Below are 23,423 nucleotides of genomic sequence, written 5' to 3'. Positions count from 1 at the left end.
TAAGCGAGCGTTGATGATTATTTATTAGTGTTTTTATATGGAAATTTGCGCTATGAATCTTTGGTCTTATTTCTGTTAAGCTGATATAATCGCTGCGCTTGACCTCATTCGCTTTTTTCATTCATTATTGCTTTTCAAGCAGGGTCTGTCATTACTATGTCTTATGCCTTACTTCGCCCTTTTTTATTTAAGATGGATCCTGAACACGCTCATGAGATGACGTTATCTTTATTAGATAAAGCTCATAAAGCACGTGTTCTAGGTTTGGTATATGGTCAGTCAATGCAGCCAACAGACTGTATGGGTTTGCAGTTTGCCAATCCAGTTGGCCTCGCCGCAGGATTAGACAAAAACGGCGATTATATTGATGCACTCGCTGAGTTGGGCTTTGGTTTTATAGAAGTGGGTACGGTCACGCCGAAACCGCAAATAGGTAATGATAAGCCGCGACTGTTTAGAATCAAGCAAGCAGATGCCATTATCAATCGTATGGGCTTTAATAATGAAGGTGTCGATTACCTGATTGAACATGTGAAGCGCTGTAAATATAAAGGTAATATCGGTATTAATATTGGCAAAAATGCCAACACGCCGGTCGAACAAGCGGCTGACGATTATGTTTATTGCTTAGAACGTGTTTATCCACATGCCTCATATATCACAGTCAATATCTCCTCGCCGAATACTAAGAATTTACGCGACCTGCAAAGTGGCGAAGCGTTAACCCAGCTGTTGGATGCCATTAAAAACCGTCATAATCAGCTGGCAACAGAATATGGTTTTTATGTACCCTTGGTGCTTAAAGTTGCTCCTGATTTAGAGCCACTACAAGTAGACTATATCTCGCAGCAACTATTAGATTTTGAGATTGATGGTTTGATTGCGACCAATACCACGTTGAGCCGAGTCGGTGTCGAAGACTTGCCTGATGGTGAGCAAGCGGGTGGTTTGTCAGGTCGCCCAGTCAGCCATATTAGTACCCAAGTTTTACAACAATTCGCCGATCAGCTGGATGGTAAAGTGGCGTTGATTGGTGTGGGCGGTATCGATAGCGGTGCCAAAGCGGTTAAAAAAATTGAAGCCGGCGCCGATATGGTGCAGCTTTATACGGGGCTTATTTATCGAGGCCCTGGATTGGTACAGTCTTGCATTCAATCCATCGGTGGTTATTACGACGCCATGGAAAGTTAAGTGCAAGGTTAAATAACCAAACCACTTATTCATTACCACTTATTCATTAAGTCATGCATGGTTTAATGTAATACATGATTTATTGAAAAAAGCTTCGTTGAGCATGCTGCAAATTTCAATTAGACACCCAATATAACAGACATAAGCTAATGAGGCGATAAACATGAGTGGTTTAGACATTGTGATTGTCGTTGTCGTTTTAATTGGCTTGTGGCGTGGCTTCCAAGTCGGATTGATTAAGACAGCGGTAGGTTTGGTCGGCTGGTTTATCGCGCTCATTGCTGCGACCAGATTGGCAGGTTCAGTGGCACCGCAGCTATCAGGTCTGGTACAAAACCCTGTATTACAGATGGCAATGGCATTCTTAGTGATTGTGATTGCCATATTGGCCATTATGCACTTAGTGGCGTTTGTATTCTCAGGGGTGCTTAAAACCTTGCGGTTGGGTGTGGTAGATAAAATGGCAGGCGGTGTGCTCGGTGCTGCCAAAAATGTGCTCATGGTGTTGGTCATTCTTAGTATCAGCGCGCCATTATTGGTACAGATGCCGCAATGGCAAACCTCGGTGCTCGCGCCTGAATTACTGCCTTATGCACCGATGGGTAAAGCGCTGGTCTCAGATATGTTTGGCTTGGCTTGGGATCAAGTCAATCAGTCGTAAGCTGTGAATAAAAAGCTATTTAATCGCCTTTAACATTCGTAAGGTACAATCCATCAATTATCAAACATCAATAGTTTGTCTTACTGATAATCAGTTTTATCTATTATTAATAAGATTTCAATCTTAGCAAATATCATCAACTTAGCGGTGAGTGACAGGTGAAATTTTAAAACACCTTGTCAGAAATTATGCCGTTATTGTGTTTTCAATGTGTGGTTCAAATTCAAAATAGGATACAACTATGTGTGGAGTCGTTGGGGTCGCAGCTCATGAGCCGGTCAATCAAATTCTTTATGATGCCTTAACCATGTTGCAGCATCGCGGGCAAGATGCGGCAGGTATTGTGACTTTACAGGATGGACGCTTATACTTACGTAAAGAAAACGGCATGGTACGTGATGTCTTTATGAATCGTCACATGCAACGTTTGGTAGGTAAATTCGGTATCGGTCACGTCCGCTATCCTACCGCTGGTAGCTCAAGTAGTGCTGAAGCACAACCATTCTATGTCAACTCGCCTTATGGTATTACGCTTGCGCACAATGGTAATTTAACCAATGCCGAAAGCTTGGCAAAATCGCTTTATCAAGATGACCGTCGTCACTTAAATACCGATTCAGACTCTGAGGTATTATTAAACGTCTTAGCGCACGAAATGCAGAATTTAGGTAAAACCCATCCGACCGCTGATGATATTTTTGAAGCAACAAAAGCAGTCTATAGCCGCTGTGAAGGCGCTTATGGCGTGGTGGCGCTGATTACTGGTCATGGTTTATTGGCGTTTCGTGATCCTAATGGTATTCGTCCGCTAATTTTCGGTGAGCGTTTGGCGACGAATGGCGGCACAGAGTATATGGTGGCTTCTGAGTCAGTAGCACTGACCGGTTCAGGTTTTAGCATTATCCGTGATGTCAAACCAGGTGAAGCTATCTTTATTGACTTAAACCATCAATTGCATACTTATCAATGTGTCGAGCCAAAAGAATATACACCCTGTATCTTTGAATACGTTTATTTTGCACGTCCAGATTCGATTATGGATAATATTTCGGTCTATAAATCACGTTTGCGTATGGGCGAAAAATTAGCAGATAAAATTCTTAGAGAGTGGGGCGAAGATCACGATATTGACGTAGTGATTCCTATTCCAGATACCTCACGTACCTCCGCGATGGAGCTGGCGCTTAAGATGAATATTAAGTACCGTGAAGGGTTTATGAAAAACCGTTATATCGGTCGTACCTTTATCATGCCAGGCCAACAGCAGCGTAAAAAGTCGGTTCGCCAAAAGCTTAGCCCAGTACCATTAGAATTTAAAGGCAAAAATGTTTTGTTGGTTGACGATTCTATCGTCCGTGGTACTACCTGCCATGAAATCATTCAAATGGCACGTGATGCAGGCGCAAGCAAGGTATTCTTTGCCAGTGCTGCGCCACCGGTTAAATATCCCAATGTTTATGGTATTGATATGCCAGTACGCAGTGAGTTGATTGCCTCAGGTCATACAGTGGAAGAAGTGCGTGATATTATCGGCGCTGATCGTTTGATTTTCCAAGATTTAGACGACTTAATTGATGCGGTAAAAGATACCAAGCACAGTAAGGTTGAAGGCTTTGATTGTGCAGTATTTAATGGTTGCTATATCACTGGTCAAATCGATGAAGCTTATCTTGATTATCTACAAGAACAGCGTAGTGAAACGGCTAAAATAGGTAAGAAAGGCATGCAAATCGTTGCAGATACACCAGTTGATATGATGGGTGTCGAAGAGCTTTAAATTGCCAAATAGCTAAAAAATAAAATTAATTTTAAAACACAAAAAGGCTGAATTTCCAATGAATTCAGCCTTTTTTATACTTAAAAACTAGGTTTGGAAAAATAGATTTCAGCTTGAAAAATTGGTCAGTAGCCAGAGCAAACCATTAATCGCTGCGATACCGACTATCATACTAACTAGTAACTGACGGCTAATATGGTAGATGAATAGTACCAATAACAAAGCACCAATTTGCGCTATTAATAAATGTAATTCTGCACTGTTTAAACCGGTATTCTCTGATAAGCCTTGATAGGACAGACTGGTTAAAATCAGTAATACCATTACTGATAGCGGCAAACTCTCATTCAACCGGTGTAGCCAAGGTGTATCGAGCAGTTTTTTGGGTATTAAAGCTGGCAGGGCACGAGTCACAAAGGTAACCGCTGCCATAGCAAAGGTTGCAATAATCAGGTAGCTACTGGTCATTGGTGTCTCCATTCACGCTTTGTGGTGTCCAAAATCCACGCGCCAAAATCATCAGCATGCAAATGGTAATTGCTACCAGTAACAACCAATGACTGGTAAACAGCGAAGCAATCGCTAGCGCAATCACCGCAATACCAATGGGAAAGTAACGTTTGATACTTTGAAATTGCTCATACGCTAAAATGGCAAATAAACACACCAGAGCAAAATCTAAATGTGGCACTAAATCACTGAGGGCGCTGCCAATCAAAACGCCAATAGCACTCGCCAGTACCCACCAGCTTTGGTTGAATAGACTGATTGGCAGTATCAAGGCTTGCCGTGATTCGTTCGGTAAACTGGTCATCACCGAAAAAGTTTCATCGGTGAGGGCAAATAAGCAATAGGTCTTTGCAAGCTTATGTGTGGGCAGATATTGTAGTAATGGCATGCCATAAAATACATGACGCAAATTGATAGCGGCGATATTGGTGGCGATACTACCAATCGGTAATCCGGCACTTAACATCGGTAGGCAGGCATATTGTGCCGCACCTGCATATAACACAATACTGAGCATAATCGTTGCCCATACGGGTATACCGGCAACTTGGGCAAGCACACCAAAGGCAATGCCCGCTGGTAAATAACCCATGGCTACTGGTAAGCTTTTTTTAAAGCCTTCTGCCCAGTCATAGCGCTGTGCTTGATTTTGATGAATCTCATTTGATTGGCTATTCACATAACATCCTAATTTTTACTATAGTTTTTTGTTTATTACTGGTTTTATTTACTGAAAACTGGCTATACAACTTAGTGTTTAATACGCATCAATGCTCAAGTTGGAGTTTTTCATAGCTACCCGTTTGGTGAGCACGATATAAAAATCCACCAAGGATAATCATGCGTAGTAGTAATAAACACCAGACACTCAGCCAGATGCCAGTCATATCCCATTGTTGATAAAGTAGCCAGCTTAATGGGAAAAAGACGGCTGCTAATATAAGAGCTGCATTACGAATGACGCTACCTGCCGTTAAGCCAAAAAATATCCCGTCTAACCAATAAGCACCAACCCCAACGAGGGGTAATAAAACAGCATATAGATGATAGTTGTAGGCAAGGATAAAGACCGGTTCAATATTGGTCATAAATTGCAAATAAGTAGGCATTGCAAGCCACCATATTGCGCTTAGCATGATGGCAAGACCATAGCTGACGATACCGGTGCGTTTTACAATAATACGAAAGCGTGGCCAATCGCGTCGTCCTGCTGCCTGTCCACTTAACGTCTCAGCAGAGACCGCCACCCCATCAAGGGCAAAGGCTGAGATACTCAATACCTGCAATAAAATAGCATTGGCTGCGAGTATGACATCACCACTTTGTGCAGATAGGCGAGTAATCCAAGCAAAGCTTAAGGTTAAGATAAGCGTACGGATGAAAATATCTTTATTTAATGAAAATAGCCTAAGCATTTTAACTTTGGTAAAGTGCTCTCGATCCGCAGTAAATAATGCCTGCCAAGATATTTGCAGATGCTGACGGCTGAGCCATAATGCCAATACCACACCCAACCAAAACGCTATCATGGTCCCTAACGCCACGCCGACCAAGCCCATATTCATAACAAAGACAAAAAACAGCGTCAGAATGATATTGAGTATGGCGATAAAACCTTGTTGGTAAAGCATATAACGGGTCTTGCCTTGACCTGCAAACCAGCCGATAAAAGCAAAGTTCATCAGCTCGGCTATCACACCCCAAAAGCGCACATCTAAATAGGTCTTTGCTGCTATACCACTATCAGGATTGGCTGAGAGTGCTTGTAGACCAAAATCAATTAACCAAGGTTTGGCCAGTAGTAAAACGGCGCCAATGATAAATGCCAATACCAAAGCACGTTGCAAAATAGATAGCAGCGGTGATTGTGTAGTATGTGGTTTTTTTAATGTGCCATGAGTTGAGGTGTCGCTATTAGCCAGCTGACCTAATGCCTGAGCCGAAAGTCCAGATGAAGCATATTGCAAAAAGTTAAAACTGACGAGCAATAAAGACAGTAACTGGATCGCGAGTCCTATACCAGCAAGTTTGGCGGTATCATTCATATTGCCGACAATCGCAGTATCAATGACGCTTTGTAGCGGCATCGCAAGATTTGCCAATAATACCGGCAATGCAATAGCGATGATGCGCGCATAGCGAGTATCAATAGGTGGTATAGCACTTGGCGGCAGGGTAGATGGCATAGAATGATCGCTTAGATAGGCAGATTAAGCATGTTTATAGATAGTATTAAAGATAAGACTTTATAGCAGTATTAGACTTTTTAAGTATCGATTTAGCTATCGATTTTATTTTGACCATATTATTTTGACCATATATAGACAAAAGCACCTAGAGTCTAGGTGCTTTTGTCAGGATAACGCTGATCTACTCATTCATTAAAGAATTTAATAAGTGAGCAGTGGTGCCGTTATCAATCTTGTTCAAACATCTTTGGGTCATTAAAGGTCACGATTTCTTCTTCAAACTCAGGCTTTACTTTAACGATAAAGTCATCACGTGATAGACCCATGGCTAAAGGAATCGAGCTTGCGATGTAAGTGGATGAATAAGTACCAGCAATTAAACCAATGAAGAGCGCAGCTGAGAACCAGAATAAGCCGTCGCCGCCCAAGAACAGCATTGCTAATACTACCAATAGCACGGTTGAGATAGTCATAATCGTACGGCGCAGTGTCTCTGTCAATGATAAATCAATCGTTTGACGCGGCGTGATACCACGGACGCGGCGAAAGTTTTCGCGGATACGGTCATAAACGACGATCGTATCGTTCAATGAATAACCAATCAATGCCAAGATAGCGGCCAATACCGTTAAGTCAAACGGAAAACCAAATAACGCAAAGACACCGATGGTCACGATAGCATCATGGAATAGCGACAATACTGCACCAATAGCCAGTTTAAACTGGAAGCGTAGGGCGACATATCCAAGCATACATGCCAATGCCAATACAATCGACAGGACTGAGCTTAAATAGATCTCGTTACCAACTTGGCTACCAATGATATTAACATTACTGATTTCAACATCATTATTAGGAAGTTTTAATGCTTCACTGAGACTGGCGCTAAGCCCATCAACGTTATCAGATTGAGGTGGTAAGCGTACCAGTAGCTCTTGAGACGTTCCTAGATACTGTACGACAGCATCATCAAAGCCATTATCAGCCAAGGCGTTGACCACATCGGTTTGCTCAACAGACTGCTCATAACGCACATCTGCTGAAACCCCACCGGTAAAGTCAAGACCTAGGTTTAGACCATTGACCGCAATCGCAATAATACTACCAATCACCAAAATAATAGACAAAATCGCCATTGGCTTTTCTATCTTCATAAAAGGAATGATACGTTGATCGCCAATGGCTTTGATACCGCCTTCTGCATATGCGGCGGCATCGTCGGCAGCGTCACCCACTGCTAAGTTAGGATCAATAGCGGTAGTCGCGAGCGCTTGGCTGCCTTTATCAGCGCCTTTGGCACTAGAGCGAGTTTTACTAGCTGTTTTTTTGGCTGTAGCGTTATTGGTTTGGGTATTACTACCTTTGCCATCACGGCGCGGTTTTTTACGACCACGCGCACTTGCTTCACTGCTTGAGCCGTTCGGTTCAGGATTGTTCTGTTGTTCTAGAGGGTTATTCTTATCGATTGCCATAGTGTTCTCCTAACCGATGCTCAGACGTTTGATAGATTTACGTTTACCGTAAGCAATTTGTATCAGCGCACGCGTTACCAAAATGGCAGTAAACAGCGAGCTGACAATACCGATCGCTAAAGTAATCGCAAATCCTTTAATCGGACCAGTACCAATCGCAAATAAAATAAACGCGACCAGTAATGTTGTGATGTTGGCATCGAAAATACTACTATAAGCACGATCAAAACCTGCCACGATGGCAGATTTTGGCCTGACCCCGTTTGCCAGCTCCTCACGGATACGCTCAAAAATCAGGACGTTGGCATCAACCGCCATACCAATGGTCAACACGATACCAGCAATACCAGGTAGCGTCAGTGATGAGCCTAGAATTGACATGATAGAAATGATAATAATGACGTTAACCGCCAGCGCAACGTTGGCAATCACACCAAATAAACGATAGAAAATTATCATAAACGCAAAGACTAATAAATAACCAACCTGCGTAGAAAATAACCCTTTATCGATATTTTCTTGACCCAATGATGGACCGATAGTGCGTTCTTCAACGAAATACATCGGCGCTGCTAATGCACCTGAACGTAGCAAGAGCGCCAGCTCAGCCGCTTCAGCACTACTATCAAGCCCTGTAATACGGAAAGATGAGCCCAGCACCGCTTGGATATTAGCGCGGTTAATAACTTTCGTTTCAGCATAAGGTGTGCGGACTTCGACAGTTTCGCCAGTGGCTGGATCTTCTTCATAAGTGATTCGTTGCTTGTTCTCAATAAACAGAACAGCCATTTGTTTACCGACAGCAGTGCGGGTAGCGTTTTGCATTAGCTTACCACCAGCACTATCTAGGGTAATACTCACTTCAGGCGAACCACTTTCATCGATACCTGTCTGAGCATTAGTGACTTTTTCACCCGTGACAATCGCTTGACGCTCTAATAATACTGGCGGACCATCAAGGGTGTTAAATGGAAACGCTTCAGTACCGGCAGGTGGAATACCGCCTGTATAGTTTTCGGCACCTTCAGCGACCATACGGAATTCAAGATTGGCAGTACGACCAAGGACACGTTTTGCCTCAGCGGTATCTTGCACACCTGGTAGCTCAACGACGATACGGCTAGCACCTTGTGATTGTACTAATGCTTCTGTTACCCCAAGCTCAGCAATACGATTACGTAGGGTAGTCAGGTTCTGGTTGACCGCATAGCTATTGATTTCATCTAACGTTGCATCGTTATACGCCAAAATCAGCGCCGGGCCTTGTTCATCAATAGAGGATTGTAAAGTAAATGTATTACCCATCGAGCTTTGCAAAACATTTTGTGCACGGTTGCGAGCGTCCGTATCCGCAAAATGTAACACCACGCTACGCTTGTCATTTTTGATGCCTTTAACCGCAATGCTTTCAGCTCTTAGGTCACGTCGAATATCACGACTGGCACTGGTCAAACGTTGTTCGAGCGCTTTGTCCATATCAACTTCTAGCACAAAACGAACACCACCGCGTAAATCAAGACCAAGTTTCATTGGTTTTGCGCCGATATCACGTAACCACTGCGGCGTCGTTTGGGCTAAGTTAAGCGCGACTACATAATCTTCGCCTAAATTCCGTCTCAATACTTCCTGAGCCTTAAGCTGATCGACTGGGGTGTCAAGACGTACCAGCGCACTGTTGCCTTGAAACGTACCGTCATGGTAGTTCAAGCCCGCTTCTTTTAGTAAGCTTTCAGACTGAGTCAAGATACCTTCAGACAACTGCGTGCCTGCTGCGGCACTCGTAATCTGTACGGCAGGTTCATCAGGATATAGGTTGGGAGCAGCATACAGACCGGCAATGATTAGCACGACGGTGATGAGTAAGTATTTCCAAGCGGGATATTGCATAATCACTTCTTTAAGTTGATAAACTACTGGCGACGCAGGCCACAAGTTAGCAGATGGGAAGTTAGCGATAACAATGGTGAGGTACTATATTGAGCAGCCATAGCAGTCATGATAGTGCACCACTGTGATCATCCGCGATGATAGTAAAGCATAAAACGATAAAGCGAAAAATGACCGTAAATAATGTACGGTCATTTTGTAGTCATTACAACTATTAATTGATAACGAATCATTAATAGTCAGTCATTAATAACCATCTAAGTCATTGATGATGATTAAACGCTTTCGATTGTGCCAGCTGGCAATACTGAAATAACAGAGGCACGTTGTACCTTAACGTCGGTATTGTTGTTTAAGCTAACAACGGCGTAATCGCCTTCCAAGCCTTTGATACGACCCATCAAGCCACCAGCAAATATGATTTCACTACCAACCGTCAACGCATTGACCATCGCACGATGCTCTTTAGTACGTTTAGATTGTGGGCGAATAACTAAAAAGTAAAAAATCGCAAAAAAAGCAACTGGTAATAAGATTTGACCGAACTGTTCCATATCTCTCTCAATAAATTATAGATAGTAATAAAATTAAATGCATAGTAACAAAAAATCCCAGACTTGGTAACTGTTAATCATAAGCTGGGCACGTTTTTATTAACGGACTGGCATACTAGCAGTCAATATTTGCTGCGACAATCGCTTTACGCTATTAAAGGGTAATATATAAAGGCAATGAATACCTAGAAAAACCCAAATTAGTATAAAGCAAGTCCTGCTTTAATAATGAGGATTATCGAACCTCTGACGTCATAGGACGTCCTGGAGACAAACAGTGATTTATTGTGAAATATCAGCATCAATGCTACTATCAAAGGATAGGTCATCAGTGTTAAAAGTGCTGCTCAATATTAGCAAGTTTAAAATAAAATACGTACGATTATCACAATATTCTGCTGGTATGAATTTCTCTCGCTTGCTGTGCGCTTCGACAGACAGAGGCTTCGCAAAATTCATACCAGCAACATTGTATTCTTTTTAAAGTGAATCGACCATAGCCTGTATTAGACGGGCTTTTAGCAAATGACTGTCAAAACCAAATCAAGATTAGATGTGATTAGATATTATTTTCTATCTGCCGCTATCTGCTCATGATATGGTCGTGATATATTGATACTTCCTTTTTCTTCTTTGTTTAGGTTATCTAACTTGTCCACCTCTTTTATGTCTGTACCTCGTTTATACCGTCCGCGCGCTTGTCGTAAAGACGCATCCGCTAAACCTCCCCCGACGATGGGTGACAACACTTGGTTTAATCTCAAGTCATTTTCTACGTTATCACTATTGATAACCTTGATATTGCCGCACTCTGTTTGGGCTGCTGATGGCTTAGCGAACCCAAGCGCTAGCAGCGTATTACTACTCATACTATTTGTAGTAATCGCCATTGGCATCTCATTTATCTGTTCATTGGCAGAGGCAGCACTATTGACGATGACACCGTCATATATTGCTGACCTTCAAGAAACCAATCCAAAAAAAGCAAGTATGCTAAGACGCCTAAAGATTGATAATATCGATCAGTCTTTAGCTGCTATCTTGACACTAAATACAGTGGCACATACCTTAGGCTCGATTGGCGCTGGTGCGCAGGCAACGATTGTATTCGGTAGTGCTTGGTTTGGATTATTCTCTGCAGTCATGACATTGGCTATTTTGTTTTTATCCGAAATCATGCCAAAAACACTCGGCACTGTATACTGGCGTCAATTAGGGGGCATGGTCGCCTATTTTGTACGAGGGATTGTATTGCTGCTATACCCTTTGATTTTAGTCTCAGAAAAATTGACGAAGATGCTTGTACGTGGCAAAGAACCGCAAGCGTTCAGTCGCCGTGAGTTTGCCGCACTTGCCAGCATTGGTGAAGAGTCAGGACAAATCGATCCATTAGAGTCACGCATTATTCGAAACCTGCTGGCATTCGGTGCCATCAAAGTTGAAGATATTATGACCCCGCGTTCGGTGATGTTATCTTTTGAAGAAAATAAGACGGTCGCCGAATTATTGGTTGATCGACCAAAACTTACCTTTTCGCGACTGCCGATTTATGATGGCGATTTAGACAATATTACTGGCTTTGTATTAAAAACAGACATGTTATTGGCAAAGGTCAATAATGCGGTAGACAAACCATTAACACAGTTCAAACGAGACATCACCTTTGTATTTTCAAAGATGAAGTTGTTTGATGTGTTGGAGTTGATGCTAAAAAACCGTATCCATATTGCGATTACGGTCGGTGAATATGGTGAAGTCAAAGGCTTAGTCACCTTAGAAGATGTGTTTGAGACATTATTGGGTCTTGAGATTGTCGATGAGATAGATCGTGTCGAGGATATGCAAGCATTGGCACGGCAAATGATGGACAGACGCGTCGAGCGCTTGGGTCTGAAGCTGAGTGATGATGAGCACTATGAAGATAACAGTGCTGAGAATAAACAATAAAAAGCTTCAAAGGACATACCCGCTCAAGCTATGAAAATTCAAGAAATGGCGGCAGTCATTGGACAAAATTGCTTTAACAGATAGTTTTGCTTTACGGTTCGCAATAATTACACAGGGTGTCACATGGCTGTGAGAATTGAATGATAGGCTAAAACTATCTTAACAATAAGCTGTGAAAAATATCAAATAAAAGTAATTGTTAAAATTACCAAGCAATAAATGGTCATAAACAGATGGACATAAATTATCTGTGCTGATGAATATAAGCAGCACTCTATAATTAAATCGTAAATAAAAACTAATGATCCATACCTGACCATAACCAAGATACTACTACTAAGGAATATCATGAAAAAACTATTGGGGAAGGGGCTGTTGCCTCTATTGATAAAAAGCGCTAGCGTGGCTACAGTCGTTGCCGCTGCCAGCACGATGAGTATTAGTGCGCAAGCAGCAGACATGACGGAATCTTTAGTACAAAATTACGCCGCCGCTATGAAAGCATCAGCCAATAGCCAAAACATCAATCAGATAGCGCGCTTAGTGTCTGATGATGCATTGATTTCAATGTCAAGAAAAGGCAAATCTACTAGCTTAGATAAAGATGCTTATCTAAAATTACTCCAGAATAGTTGGAGCAATACCTCGAATTATCGCTACGATATCAGTGTTGATAATATTGTAATTACGGGCTCACAAGCAAAAGCCAATGTGACGACCAATGAGAGCTGGGTAAAAGATGGTCAAAGAGTCTCGTTTGTAACCACCTCGAGAGTGACATTGACTTTATCTACTGGTAACGCGGTACTTTTACGCGCCGTCTCACAAGTGGCTATTAACTAATGACATTAATAGCTACTAACAATAGCTATAAAAAACAGATACTAACTAATGGCTATCAAATCACGGTTGATTGGCCACCATGAACCGCGTTGCTTAAGTATCATTGCTTAAACATCATTACTGAATAAAGTAGGTTAATAACAAAGATCTTTCGTCACCAAAAGATACGGCAGATTAGATTTTGTGCATTATCTTTTATATTGGGCTGGTCTTTGTTTGATATTGCGTACTATACTGTCAATCAACTTTATTTTATCACTTCTTGTTGTTAGGAAACTTCCACTATCATGTCTACTGTGTCATCAAACTATCGCTCATTCATTGCTTTACCACTGACGCTTGCGGTGTCGACTTTACTTATCAGTGCTTGTAGTAATACAACAGCGGTGAAAAATACAGGTGCGACCGGCAGCTCAGCTGTGATTACGAAGCGTCCTACCAATCAAGCTGCTAAGCCAACGACTAACGCTGACTATTCAACGGCGTTCTTAGATGCCGAAAGCTTAGATGAGCTGGCTGATTTATTAGAAGCCACCGACATGACGATGGTTGAAGGCAATAAACTTGCGATTCAACAATATGGTGACTTGTGGAATCGCCTCCGTGCGGGCTATCGCATGAACGGTGGACAACCAGTTTATAATCAGCGTATTGAAGCACAAAAAGGCTGGTTTACCAGTAGACAAGACTATCTAAACCGCTTAACGGCGCGTGCCAGTCGCTATATTTATCACACCGTACGAGAAGCTGAACGCCGTAATATCCCAACTGAACTGGCTTTGCTACCTGTGATTGAAAGCTCCTACGATCCAAGTGGTACAAGTAGTGCAGCAGCGGCAGGCTTATGGCAGTTTATTCCCAGTACTGGACGTATTTATGGTCTAAATCAAAGTAGTACTTACGATGGTCGCCGTGATGTGATCGAATCAACGCGTGCCGCTTATGACTTTTTGACGGCATTGCACAATCAGTTTGGTAGTTGGGAATTGGCTTTGGCCGCTTATAATGCGGGCCCCGGTCGTGTGCAAAAGGCCATTGATGCCAATAGAGCTCAAGGCTTACCAACCGACTACTGGTCACTAAGATTGCCAACTGAGACCATGAACTATGTGCCGCGCTTTTTGGCAGTTGCCGAAATCGTCGCCAAACCTGAGCAATATGGTGTCTACCTGCCGGCTATCGCTAACCGCCAACATTTCCGTAGTGTGCCAGTTAATTACGGCGTGAGCTTAGCTGAAGTATCACAAGTGACCGGTGTTAGCTACGACGAATTAGAAAGACTAAATACGGCGCTGACCTCAGCACGTATCGATTCATCAGGTCCGCAGCGTATTATTATTCCTAATGATATCAGTCTCTCTACTGACGCTAAGTTGAGCGCGCTAAGAGGTAACGGCAGTAGTAATGTCATTGCTTCTAGTAACGCTAGCAGCAACACAACGCCAAGCTATTCTGGCTCGACGACACCAAGCTATAATAATAAGCCTTATACTGGCAGCACCTCATTGCCCTCTACTGGTAGTGCCCTTGCTGATTATGCTGCCAGCGCCAGTGTACCGCAGCAGACCACAAGCTATATCTCACCAACTGCATCACCGACGAGTAGCTCTGTTTATAGCGGCAATGCATCAGTTCGTACTGAGCCACCGCTAACATCAGCAGAAACGAATAAAATTAATGCTGAGCTAAAAAGCAGTAACAGCTTACCGACCACATCGGCGCAAATTACCCAGAACAATACCATCACTCAAGAGCCGCCGCTAAGTAAAGCAGAGCGTGATTTTATTGCCAGTCAAATCCGAATTAATACGCCTGAAACCAATGTCATTAACGCGGATGGTAATATCAATCTATCGGCAGTCCAGACGCAACAGTCTGTCTTAGAAGCCACGGGAAAAGAGAAGAAACTGAGCTTTCCAAAAACCTCAGTCAGTAAACCAAAACCTCAAGGCACACGAACTACTTATACGGTCAAACGTGGTGATACTTTAGCTAATATTGCCAGTCGCTCTGGTGTAAGCTGGCGCGATATTGCTGAATGGAACCAGATGGATGCCAGTGCCAAGCTGCTGTCTGGCAGTACCTTATATTTATATAATGCCAAAACTATTGAGCCGTTAAGCACGGCTAAAAGTACCATAGCAAGCCAGCCTGAAAGCTATGTGGTACAAGGTGGAGATACCTTAATAGGCACTGCCAATCGCTTTGATTTATCAGTGACCCAGCTTGCAACCTATAATAACTTGAGCAGTAGAGCTGACTTGCTACGCGGTCAAAAATTATGGCTTGTCCCTGGTAAAGTAACCGCACCAGTTAGCACACCGGCTGCACCATCGACGAAACCAAGTAAGACATCGACTGCGACCAAAAACTATAAAGTAAAAGCAGGCGATGGCTTGATTGCGCTCGCCCGCCAATTTAATGTGTCAACCGAGACGTTAGCCAGCTTAAATAACATTGGCACGACGGATTCATTGTATGTCGGTCAAACATTGAAAGTGCCTGCCAGTGTTGACTTTACATCTGTGAGTAGTACGCCTAGTAGTACAACGAATAATACTAGCAATAGCAGTAAAGCCAGTGGTTCAAGCTCAGTGCCAACGACCAATTATAAAGTCAAATCAGGGGATACTTTAATTGGCATTGCTAATAGCATTGGTGTTAGTGCCGAAGAAATTGCTGCCGTAAACAGTAACTTTGATGCAAAGGCGCGCTTGCAACGTGGACAAACGATTAAAGTGCCAGTATCTAAAGAGTTGGTGGATCGTCAGCTCAATGATGAAGCGGTTAGCTACAAGGTTAAATCAGGCGATACCTTAACGGCTGTCGCCCAACGCTACAATATTGGCTTGAGTGATTTGGCAACAGCGAATAATTTGAAAACCAATTCTAATTTGATACTTGGTCGTACGATTACCATTCCTGCTAAAGGTAGCGTCAGTAGTTCTAGTAACAGCAGTGCTGCTACCAGTACCAACAATAAGAGTAACAGTGCTACTATTGCTGCAGAGACGAAAAGCAGTACCAATACGTCGACTGCCAATAGCAGTAGCGGCAAAAAGCTTGGCAACACAGAGAGTTACAAAGTTCAGTCTGGTGATGGACTCATTGCGCTAGCACGTCGTTTTGGTGTTTCAGTAGAAGATTTAGCTGCTACCAATAACATGGCAACTGGTGCACAGTTACAGCGTGGGCAGACGATTAAAGTACCGAAAGTAACGGTCAGCTATACCGTTGGGTCAGGAGATAGTTTAATTGGACTGGCACGTAAATATGGCGTGTCAACCAAAGAGCTTGCTGATATGAATAACATTGCAGTGGATACGATGCTGCAACGCGGTCAACGCCTCACGGTACCTAATCGCTAAGCTATTCATATTTTAATAAATGCTATGCATTAAAAAAGCTGCTCTTATGAAAGGGCAGCTTTTTATTTGGCTATCTATATTTAGAAATTTTTAGTTAACTGCTTTTAAGTAAAGTTATTAAACTAAAAGTAAAAGCGGTCATTAGACAGTGGTGGTCTTAATCGTCTCAAGATAACTTCTGATATTAGTCACATAATGCATCGCTTGACCATAGCGGCTGTTCGAAGCTTTGTTTTCAGATAAATAGGCATATATATTTGCCCAACTTTTATCATTGATACCATTAGCACTCAACTTACGCTGGATACCTTTTACAGCATTTGGACCCATGTTATACGCGGCTAGCGCAAACCAAAGCCGGTCTGTTTTTGGTACATCAGCGAAATCAGACTTCATCTGCTCCAAGTAACGAGCGCCGCCACCGATACTTTGGTAAGGGTCAACTCGGTCTGAGACGCCCATTGCTTTAGCCGTATTATTGGTCAACATCATGATACCGCGTACGCCTGTTGGCGAGACGGCATTGGCATTTAAATGAGATTCTTGATAGCCCATCGCAACCAGCAATTCCCAATCATGATTGTAGGTACGTGCTTGTTCTTCAAATGAAGACTGATAATCTGGCAGCTTTTCTGTCAGGGTCTTTTTAAAGTGATCTTGACTATAGGCATCCTTTAGCAAGTCTTGATTATAAAAAGCGGCTAACTTTTGCGTATTTTCAAGCTTGATGCTATCACATAAAAAGTAACTGGCTTTTTGTGATAATGGGTCGTTGGCTGAATTGAACGTCCAGCTCACTTTAGGGTGTAAGCCATTTTTGGTCAAACTGGCGTCATAACCACAGCTGACATTGACAGAGGATAAATTAAGCTGGCTTTTTAATTGCGTACTGGCAGTGGTCAGTGCCATATCGGCATCGCCTGATTGTAATGCCCTGAGCGCCGCTTCTTCATCAGCATAAGCTTTGAGGGTAACTTTTACCCCGAGCTGATCAGCATAGTTACGCACTAAGTCGTAACCGAAGCCATGTTGGAAGCCGTCAGTCGCAAAATACGTGCTGTCACCTGGAACAGCAGCAATGGTCAAGGTACTCTCCAGCATGACATGATCATAGGCTGGTACTTGCGTATGTATCGTCGTCAAACTCTCAGCAGGGAGAGAAAGAAGGGCAATACTAGATATTTGCGCCAATTTTTTGGTTTTGGTAAAACGAGTTACTTTAATAGGTGTAACAAATGGAACGATGTTACTTTTGGTGCTCAGTAAGCGTTTAGATGGACGCAGTATATATGAGATACGGCGTTTGGCCCCTCGCGCAGATACTTTCACACGATAAGTAATACGCTGCATGGATGTCTCCTAATTTTAGCCATCCTGCTTATCGTAAAAATGCACATACATTTATAGTCACTCTATGCTGACCTATTGAGTATAAATGTATGTGTACTTTAGATGCTAAGGCACTTATTAAACGCATAAGTGCCATATCACCTTGTTTAAATATAGCGCCGCTAACATAAATCTTATAAAGGTAGCGGTAATTTTATCTCTCAGTCATCTATTAACGTGCTATCAATCTAGTTTTGAGACATTTCTCTTAAAACTTTCATTTTAAAAAGTAGTTCTCAAAAACCAGAACGCACAATACCATGAAGGATATAAATCAGATGATTCCTTCATCGATGATAGAGTTGACTAAGTATTAAACGACTATAGTAAACATAGATAAGGTCATGAATAAGTCATTAAGACAAAAACGTAGTTAAGTGGTTGGTTTGCTAATGTTATCAACCTGCGCTACGCTGATATTAAGAACTATCTACTCTTTAAATAATTTGTAATAGAGTAAATAGCGCCCAATATCGCTTGTCCAGCAATAAGGCTAAGCAAATCACCGTATTTAATAGTTATTAGAAACACACTATCAAATCAGTGGTGCTTTAGCGTATTGCAACACTAAAAAAAGGAATACCGTACTGCTAAAAATATATTGTGCAGACATAGTATTCATAGTGACTATCTAAAAAATCATTAATTCAACAGAATAATGAGTTTTTAGATAGTCACTATTATTTCAGCGCCATAACCGGAAGCTATAATAAATGGGAAGCCTCATGACAAGACGTTCTTTCTTCAGGTGCTAATATGCGGATATTTATTATATTATTCAAGTGGAGTTAATAGAATAGCGATAAAACTTAACAATCAAGCTACAGACGGTTAAAAACAGCACCATTTTAGGTGTTCTTTACATGAGCGCTGATACATTCAAGTCAGCATAAAATAAATATCTGTGTGATTAAGCAGGATTATCAATATCCACAAAAGTCACAGGCAGTCCAAACTGCTGAGCAATGATATTGCCTAATGCTTCAATGCCACCGCGTTCTGTCGCATGATGTCCACAGGCAAAATAGTCAATCCCAAGCTCACGAGCAATATGGGTGGTACGCTCTGATATTTCACCAGAAATAAATGCATCACAACCCATCAATGCTGCTTGCTCAATCATATCTTGTGCGCCGCCCGTACAGATGCCCACCCGTTCAATCAGTCTATTATTTTCCCCATCGTCCTTAGTGTTCGTCGAGATTTTATAATCCGCAGAAATATGTAATGGCATACGCCCCAATGCTTGGGTAATCTGAGCAATAAGACTTTGAGCATTCTGCGGTGTGCAAATGGCAATATTGCCAACGGGGTGTGTTTCAGCAGGATAAAGTGCCCCGATGATGGTCATGTCTAATGACTCAGCCAGTTTAGCGTTGTTGCCAATGACAGGATGAGCATCGAGCGGTAGGTGATAGCCAATCAAAGAGATGCCATGTTGCATCAGTTTACGGATACGCTGACCTTTCATGCCAGTGAGGGGCGCAGATTCGCCTTTCCAAAAATAACCATGATGTACCATAATGGCATTGGCATTATCGGCAATAGCGGCATCAATCAATGCTTCACATGCAGTCACACCAGTGATGATGCGCTGAATAGGTTGCCCGCCATCTACTTGTAGACCATTGGGTGCATAATCTTTAAAGGCATCTGCTGATAAGTAATCGTCACAAAATTTGCTTAAGGATTGGGCGGTAATCGTTGTATTTGATGATTTGGTTAAGATATCGTGCGCGCTCATGGCATTCCCTTATAACGGTTTCAGTAGCTCAAGTATTTATAAAACATAGATAATTTTTCATAATAGCCAGTTTAACATGATGCGATAAAAGAGTAGATAAGCTCAATAACTGAAACGGTACACGATGCGTTACTATTCGGCTGTTTTGCCAGTTATAATTCGCATACCTGAGCCTGTATGATTGATAGCGTTTAACGCATCTTATCTCGCTAATAGTACATGATTGGTAAGAGCTGTTTGACTTTGTTTATCATTAACTGTTTTTACAAAAATTTATAGAGGTTTTTATATGTCGTCATCTCGGAATGCCAACAACAAGGCTGGTCTGTCAAAGTGGTTACCTTGGATTTTGTTGCTAATAATGATTGCAGCATTTGTCTGGTTGTTTGCGAGTATGAAGATGGCATCAGAGGCAGAGTGGGAACCGCCGAGGACCACACCTGCTGAGCAACAAGCCTCTGCACCTGTGGGAGATACAGCAGCAGCTATTTCTTCTTATCATAATGGCGTTGCTCGTGCATCGCAATCAGTTGTCAACATCTATACCACCCAAACGATGGCAGAACATCCTTATATGAATGATCCGGTTTTGCGCCGGTTTTTTGAGTTCCATGGTGGACCATCAGAAGAACAGGGCAATACCAACTTAGGCTCTGGCGTAATTGTCTCAGAAGACGGTTATATCGTGACCAATGCTCATGTACTTGAAAAGGCAGATGAGATTACCGTTGCTTTTAATGATGGTCGCAAGAGCCGTGCTCAACTGATTGGCACGGATCCAGACAGTGATTTGGCGGTGATTAAAGTGGATATGAAAGGACTAACGCCATTGGGATTCCGTAAAGAACCTATTCGTGTTGGGGATGTGGCGTTAGCGATTGGTAATCCGTTCGGTGTGGGTCAAACGGTCACTCAAGGTATTATTTCAGCGACTGGACGTACAGGGCTCGGTGTGAATAAGTTTGAAGACTTTATTCAAACCGATGCGGCTATCAATCCCGGTAATTCAGGTGGAGCGCTGGTTGATGCTCACGGTGAGCTGGTTGGTATCAATACGGCTATTTATTCACGCTCTGGTGGCTCTATGGGTATTGGTTTTGCCATTCCTACCGCTATCGTTGAGCAAGTGATGAATGCACTTATTAAAGATGGTAAGGTCAGTCGTGGTTGGCTCGGTATCGAGATACAGTCACAACTGCGAGATCCTACGCAGCTTGAAACTTCCACAGGTGTAGAAGTTCTCAACGTTGTTCCTAAGAGTCCAGCGGCTAAGAGTGGTCTGCGCGTTGGTGATATTATCCTTACGATTGATGGCGTTGAGATGACCGATGCCAATACCTTAATTCAGTATGTCGCTCGCAAAGCCCCCAATACCACGCTCTTTGCTCAAATCTTACGTCAAGGTAAAAATGCGCAAGTGAAGATATTGTTAGAGGAGCGTCCAGTAGAGGAGCCTATAACAGTTCCTGTTGTCATCCAAGATGAGATGCTTGGTGGTAATCAGCAGCCAAGCTTACAAGGTCCAGAACAGGATGTCCCGATGATGTCAGAAGCAGAGCGTGACCGTATGCGTGAAGAGCTTTTAGAGTTATTTGAAAGAGATGGTGCGCCTTTATAGAGCAAGTCTATTGCCTACTATCTGATATTTAATACCGATATAGTCAGTTCAATATAAAAGAGGTACGTTAAAAATAGCATTATGCTGGGTTAAGTTTTCCTCGCTTGCTGTGCGCTTCGCACTCCAGAGGCTTCGAAAAATTTATCCCAGCAGTACCGTATTCTTTTTAAATCGAATCGACTATATAAAAAAGCGCGCTGTCTTAAAGACAGCGCGCTTTTTTTATTAATTTTTAATTGGCTTAAAGCCTACTTTTCAATAGAGTCATGGCTAATATAAATCACCCCTTGTACTCTACAGCAGCAGGGCAGGATTTCATCTTCTTCAATCATGGCTAATGGTTCAAACGGATAATCAATGACATGTGAGCTGGCGATACGCTTTATCCGGCAACTGCCACAATAGCCTTCCTTACATTGATAATTGACATTATGTCCGGTACGCAGTAATCCATCAAGCAGACTTTCATCATCATGCAAGTAAAATTGCTTCTTACTCGTCATTACCCAAGTCATAGTTTTTACCCTATCCATTTCCCTATCGTTTTGTACTGTCTAAACGCCGTTCTTTCAAAAACCATTTTCTAAAGCTCTAAAGCTCTAAAGCTGTAAAGCTCTAAAGTTCAAAGTCATCAAAGTCGCTGTCTGATAAGTCTGAGTCAATTTGACCGACCAAGTACGAGCTGATTTCAGTTTCTTGTGGTGCAACCTGCACGTTATCAGAAGACAACCACGTATTAATCCACGGAATAGGATTTGATTTAGAATTTGGGAAGGCGACTGGTAAGCCCACCGCTTCCATACGTAAGTTAGTGATATATTCGATATATTGGCAAAGGATGTCTTTATTGAGACCAATCATTGAGCCATCTTTGAACAGATAGCCTGCCCATTCTTTTTCTTGCTCGGCGGCCTTACGGAAGATTTCGATACTTTGCTCGTAGCATTCATTGGCAATCTCTACCATCTCGGGATCGTCACGACCGTTACGCATCAGGTTAAGAATATGCTGGGTACCGGTTAAATGTAGCGCCTCATCACGAGCAATTAGCTTAATGATCTTGGCATTACCTTCCATCAGCTTGCGCTCGGCAAAGGCAAACGAGCAGGCAAACGATACATAAAAGCGGATAGCTTCTAGCACGTTGACTGCCATCAAGCACAAATAAAGCTGCTTTTTCAGTGATTTTAAACTGACCGTCACTTCTTTGCCATTAATGGTATGCGTGCCAGCACCGTGCATATTGTAAAGCTGTGAATCATAGTACAAGTCATCGTAGTACTTAGCGATATCAGACGCACGCTCTAAAATGTGCTCGTTTTGCATGATGTCATCAAACACAATACCGGGATCATTGACGATATTACGAATGATATGGGTGTAGCTGCGTGAGTGAATGGTCTCAGAGAACGTCCACGTCTCAATCCATGTTTCAAGCTCAGGAATAGACACCAATGGCAATAACACAACGTTTGGGCTACGACCTTGGATAGAGTCGAGTAGCGTCTGATATTTCAGGTTACTAATAAAAATATGCTGCTCATGTGATGATAGATTGCCGTAGTCAATGCGGTCGCGTGAGACATCGACTTCTTCTGGACGCCAAAAGAAAGATAGCTGTTTTTCAATCAGCTGCTCAAAGATTGGGTGCTTTTGCTGGTCATAGCGCGCCACGTTGACTGGCTGACCGAAAAACATCGGCTCTTTTAAAGCGTTGTTTGGCGTTTGGCAAAAAATTGAGTAAGTCATCGTTCTACCTTTATAAGTGATACAGTTTATTAATCTAAAAGTTTGAGATGTTGGTTTGAAAAATGCGGCTTTAAAAACATCAGTAAAAATACGTTATAGACTCTCTATTATAAGTTCTCTAAAGATATTTGTATTGGCACTTGTCCATCATTCATATAAGCTTTAAATATCTCGCTGAGCTCGACATCATCTAAGCCTTCTAATTCATCGACAGCACTCTTGCGCAGCGTCTCCAAATCAACGTCTAACGGTTCTTTTTTCGTTGATTTCTTTACTGATTTTTTTGGCTCTTTTGCTGCTTGCTTAAGTACTTCTTTCTTTGGGGCTTCGTGCACGCTTAACTGCTGCCGAGCATCTTCGATGTCGACTGTGACTTGTACGATGTAGGATTGACCATCGTTTAGGTCTGAAAATACGTTAGGGATAAACAAACCACCGTCTTTGATGATTGCGGTATATTGCACGTCTATGACCTCCGTCATTTTTATTCTGTCTGTGTTTCGATTATAGCGGTAAAGCAAAAG

At 42.4% G+C, this 23,423-nt stretch carries 18 protein-coding genes; 7 read left to right on the top strand and 11 right to left on the bottom strand.

Going from position 1 to position 23,423, the window contains the following annotated elements:
• The first annotated feature begins 156 nt into the window (after positions 1-156).
• The 3 genes from DABAL43B_RS08690 (at position 157) to purF (ending at position 3,629) form a co-directional block, all read left to right on the top strand.
• Complete coding sequence (locus DABAL43B_RS08690) at positions 157-1,191, top strand: quinone-dependent dihydroorotate dehydrogenase (protein ID WP_079691999.1); 1,035 nt, start codon at positions 157-159, stop codon at positions 1,189-1,191.
• A 163-nt stretch (positions 1,192-1,354) separates the two neighbouring features.
• A complete protein-coding gene (locus DABAL43B_RS08685) occupies positions 1,355-1,852 on the top strand; it encodes a CvpA family protein (RefSeq protein WP_079691998.1) in 498 nt (165 codons plus the stop codon).
• Positions 1,853-2,093: 241 nt separating this feature from the next.
• On the top strand, positions 2,094-3,629 hold the full coding sequence (purF, locus tag DABAL43B_RS08680; protein WP_079691997.1) for an amidophosphoribosyltransferase: 1,536 nt from the start codon (positions 2,094-2,096) through the stop codon (positions 3,627-3,629).
• A gap of 108 nt (positions 3,630-3,737) precedes the next feature.
• Here the strand turns inward: purF and DABAL43B_RS08675 are convergent, their stop codons facing one another.
• The 6 genes from DABAL43B_RS08675 to yajC all read right to left on the bottom strand — a co-directional run bounded on the left by DABAL43B_RS08675 (position 3,738) and on the right by yajC (position 10,241).
• Complete coding sequence (locus DABAL43B_RS08675; protein WP_079691996.1) at positions 3,738-4,097, bottom strand: AzlD domain-containing protein; 360 nt, start codon at positions 4,095-4,097, stop codon at positions 3,738-3,740.
• A complete protein-coding gene (locus tag DABAL43B_RS08670; protein ID WP_079691995.1) occupies positions 4,087-4,818 on the bottom strand; it encodes an AzlC family ABC transporter permease in 732 nt (243 codons plus the stop codon). Before DABAL43B_RS08670 ends, DABAL43B_RS08675 begins: the two co-directional genes overlap by 11 nt.
• Positions 4,819-4,906: 88 nt before the next feature.
• The gene (locus DABAL43B_RS08665) at positions 4,907-6,325 is read right to left on the bottom strand and encodes an MATE family efflux transporter (RefSeq protein ID WP_079691994.1); all 1,419 of its coding nucleotides are present in this window, start codon (positions 6,323-6,325) and stop codon (positions 4,907-4,909) included.
• Positions 6,326-6,555: 230 nt separating this feature from the next.
• Positions 6,556-7,800 (bottom strand): protein translocase subunit SecF, encoded by a 1,245-nt coding sequence (gene secF, locus DABAL43B_RS08660; protein WP_079691993.1) that lies wholly within the window; start codon positions 7,798-7,800, stop codon positions 6,556-6,558.
• Between the two features lie 9 nt (positions 7,801-7,809).
• Complete coding sequence (gene secD / locus DABAL43B_RS08655; RefSeq protein WP_079691992.1) at positions 7,810-9,687, bottom strand: protein translocase subunit SecD; 1,878 nt, start codon at positions 9,685-9,687, stop codon at positions 7,810-7,812.
• A 275-nt stretch (positions 9,688-9,962) separates the two neighbouring features.
• Complete coding sequence (gene yajC / locus DABAL43B_RS08650) at positions 9,963-10,241, bottom strand: preprotein translocase subunit YajC (RefSeq protein ID WP_079691991.1); 279 nt, start codon at positions 10,239-10,241, stop codon at positions 9,963-9,965.
• A gap of 666 nt (positions 10,242-10,907) precedes the next feature.
• On the opposite strand from yajC, the gene DABAL43B_RS08645 reads away from it, so the two are divergent.
• The 3 genes from DABAL43B_RS08645 (at position 10,908) to DABAL43B_RS08635 (ending at position 16,399) form a co-directional block, all read left to right on the top strand.
• Entirely contained in the window at positions 10,908-12,188 is a 1,281-nt protein-coding gene (locus DABAL43B_RS08645) for a hemolysin family protein (RefSeq protein WP_079691990.1), read from the top strand.
• Positions 12,189-12,536: 348 nt separating this feature from the next.
• Positions 12,537-13,031 carry a nuclear transport factor 2 family protein gene (locus tag DABAL43B_RS08640; RefSeq protein ID WP_079691989.1) on the top strand — a complete coding sequence of 165 codons (495 nt, stop codon included), beginning with the start codon at positions 12,537-12,539 and terminating at the stop codon, positions 13,029-13,031.
• 287 nt (positions 13,032-13,318) lie between these two features.
• Positions 13,319-16,399, top strand: a complete 3,081-nt coding sequence (locus DABAL43B_RS08635) for a LysM peptidoglycan-binding domain-containing protein (RefSeq protein WP_079691988.1) — start codon at positions 13,319-13,321, stop codon at positions 16,397-16,399.
• Between the two features lie 141 nt (positions 16,400-16,540).
• On the opposite strand, the gene DABAL43B_RS08630 is transcribed toward DABAL43B_RS08635, so the two are convergent.
• Positions 16,541-17,749 (bottom strand): transglycosylase SLT domain-containing protein, encoded by a 1,209-nt coding sequence (locus DABAL43B_RS08630; RefSeq protein WP_079691987.1) that lies wholly within the window; start codon positions 17,747-17,749, stop codon positions 16,541-16,543.
• A 949-nt stretch (positions 17,750-18,698) separates the two neighbouring features.
• Positions 18,699-19,532, bottom strand: a complete 834-nt coding sequence (locus DABAL43B_RS08625) for a Nif3-like dinuclear metal center hexameric protein (RefSeq protein ID WP_079691986.1) — start codon at positions 19,530-19,532, stop codon at positions 18,699-18,701.
• A gap of 289 nt (positions 19,533-19,821) precedes the next feature.
• On the opposite strand from DABAL43B_RS08625, the gene DABAL43B_RS08620 reads away from it, so the two are divergent.
• On the top strand, positions 19,822-21,150 hold the full coding sequence (locus DABAL43B_RS08620) for a S1C family serine protease (RefSeq protein WP_079691985.1): 1,329 nt from the start codon (positions 19,822-19,824) through the stop codon (positions 21,148-21,150).
• Between the two features lie 248 nt (positions 21,151-21,398).
• Here DABAL43B_RS08620 and yfaE read toward each other — a convergent pair whose 3' ends face one another.
• The 3 genes from yfaE to DABAL43B_RS08605 form a co-directional block, all read right to left on the bottom strand.
• Complete coding sequence (gene yfaE, locus DABAL43B_RS08615) at positions 21,399-21,665, bottom strand: class I ribonucleotide reductase maintenance protein YfaE (protein WP_079691984.1); 267 nt, start codon at positions 21,663-21,665, stop codon at positions 21,399-21,401.
• 100 nt (positions 21,666-21,765) lie between these two features.
• Entirely contained in the window at positions 21,766-22,899 is a 1,134-nt protein-coding gene (gene nrdB / locus DABAL43B_RS08610; RefSeq protein WP_079691983.1) for a class Ia ribonucleoside-diphosphate reductase subunit beta, read from the bottom strand.
• Positions 22,900-23,006: 107 nt separating this feature from the next.
• Entirely contained in the window at positions 23,007-23,363 is a 357-nt protein-coding gene (locus DABAL43B_RS08605; protein WP_079693083.1) for a hypothetical protein, read from the bottom strand.
• Positions 23,364-23,423: the final 60 nt, after the last annotated feature.

Origin of the sequence: Psychrobacter sp. DAB_AL43B (assembly GCF_900168255.1) — a bacterium.
Classification (GTDB): Bacteria; Pseudomonadota; Gammaproteobacteria; order Pseudomonadales; family Moraxellaceae; genus Psychrobacter.
Note: the sequence above shows the minus strand (reverse complement) of the source record. Positions and strands in the feature narration are given on the sequence as shown.

Coding starts and splice junctions, on each gene's coding strand:
- nrdB (WP_079691983.1), bottom strand. CDS start 22,899: ATGACTTACTCAATTTTTTGCCAAACGCCAAACAACGCTTTAAAAGAG.
- DABAL43B_RS08665 (WP_079691994.1), bottom strand. CDS start 6,325: ATGCCATCTACCCTGCCGCCAAGTGCTATACCACCTATTGATACTCGC.
- DABAL43B_RS08690 (WP_079691999.1), top strand. CDS start 157: ATGTCTTATGCCTTACTTCGCCCTTTTTTATTTAAGATGGATCCTGAA.
- DABAL43B_RS08645 (WP_079691990.1), top strand. CDS start 10,908: ATGTCTGTACCTCGTTTATACCGTCCGCGCGCTTGTCGTAAAGACGCA.
- yajC (WP_079691991.1), bottom strand. CDS start 10,241: ATGGAACAGTTCGGTCAAATCTTATTACCAGTTGCTTTTTTTGCGATT.
- yfaE (WP_079691984.1), bottom strand. CDS start 21,665: ATGACTTGGGTAATGACGAGTAAGAAGCAATTTTACTTGCATGATGAT.
- DABAL43B_RS08635 (WP_079691988.1), top strand. CDS start 13,319: ATGTCTACTGTGTCATCAAACTATCGCTCATTCATTGCTTTACCACTG.
- DABAL43B_RS08630 (WP_079691987.1), bottom strand. CDS start 17,749: ATGCAGCGTATTACTTATCGTGTGAAAGTATCTGCGCGAGGGGCCAAA.
- secF (WP_079691993.1), bottom strand. CDS start 7,800: ATGGCAATCGATAAGAATAACCCTCTAGAACAACAGAACAATCCTGAA.
- DABAL43B_RS08685 (WP_079691998.1), top strand. CDS start 1,355: ATGAGTGGTTTAGACATTGTGATTGTCGTTGTCGTTTTAATTGGCTTG.
- secD (WP_079691992.1), bottom strand. CDS start 9,687: ATGCAATATCCCGCTTGGAAATACTTACTCATCACCGTCGTGCTAATC.
- DABAL43B_RS08625 (WP_079691986.1), bottom strand. CDS start 19,532: ATGAGCGCGCACGATATCTTAACCAAATCATCAAATACAACGATTACC.
- DABAL43B_RS08675 (WP_079691996.1), bottom strand. CDS start 4,097: ATGACCAGTAGCTACCTGATTATTGCAACCTTTGCTATGGCAGCGGTT.
- DABAL43B_RS08640 (WP_079691989.1), top strand. CDS start 12,537: ATGAAAAAACTATTGGGGAAGGGGCTGTTGCCTCTATTGATAAAAAGC.
- purF (WP_079691997.1), top strand. CDS start 2,094: ATGTGTGGAGTCGTTGGGGTCGCAGCTCATGAGCCGGTCAATCAAATT.
- DABAL43B_RS08620 (WP_079691985.1), top strand. CDS start 19,822: ATGTCGTCATCTCGGAATGCCAACAACAAGGCTGGTCTGTCAAAGTGG.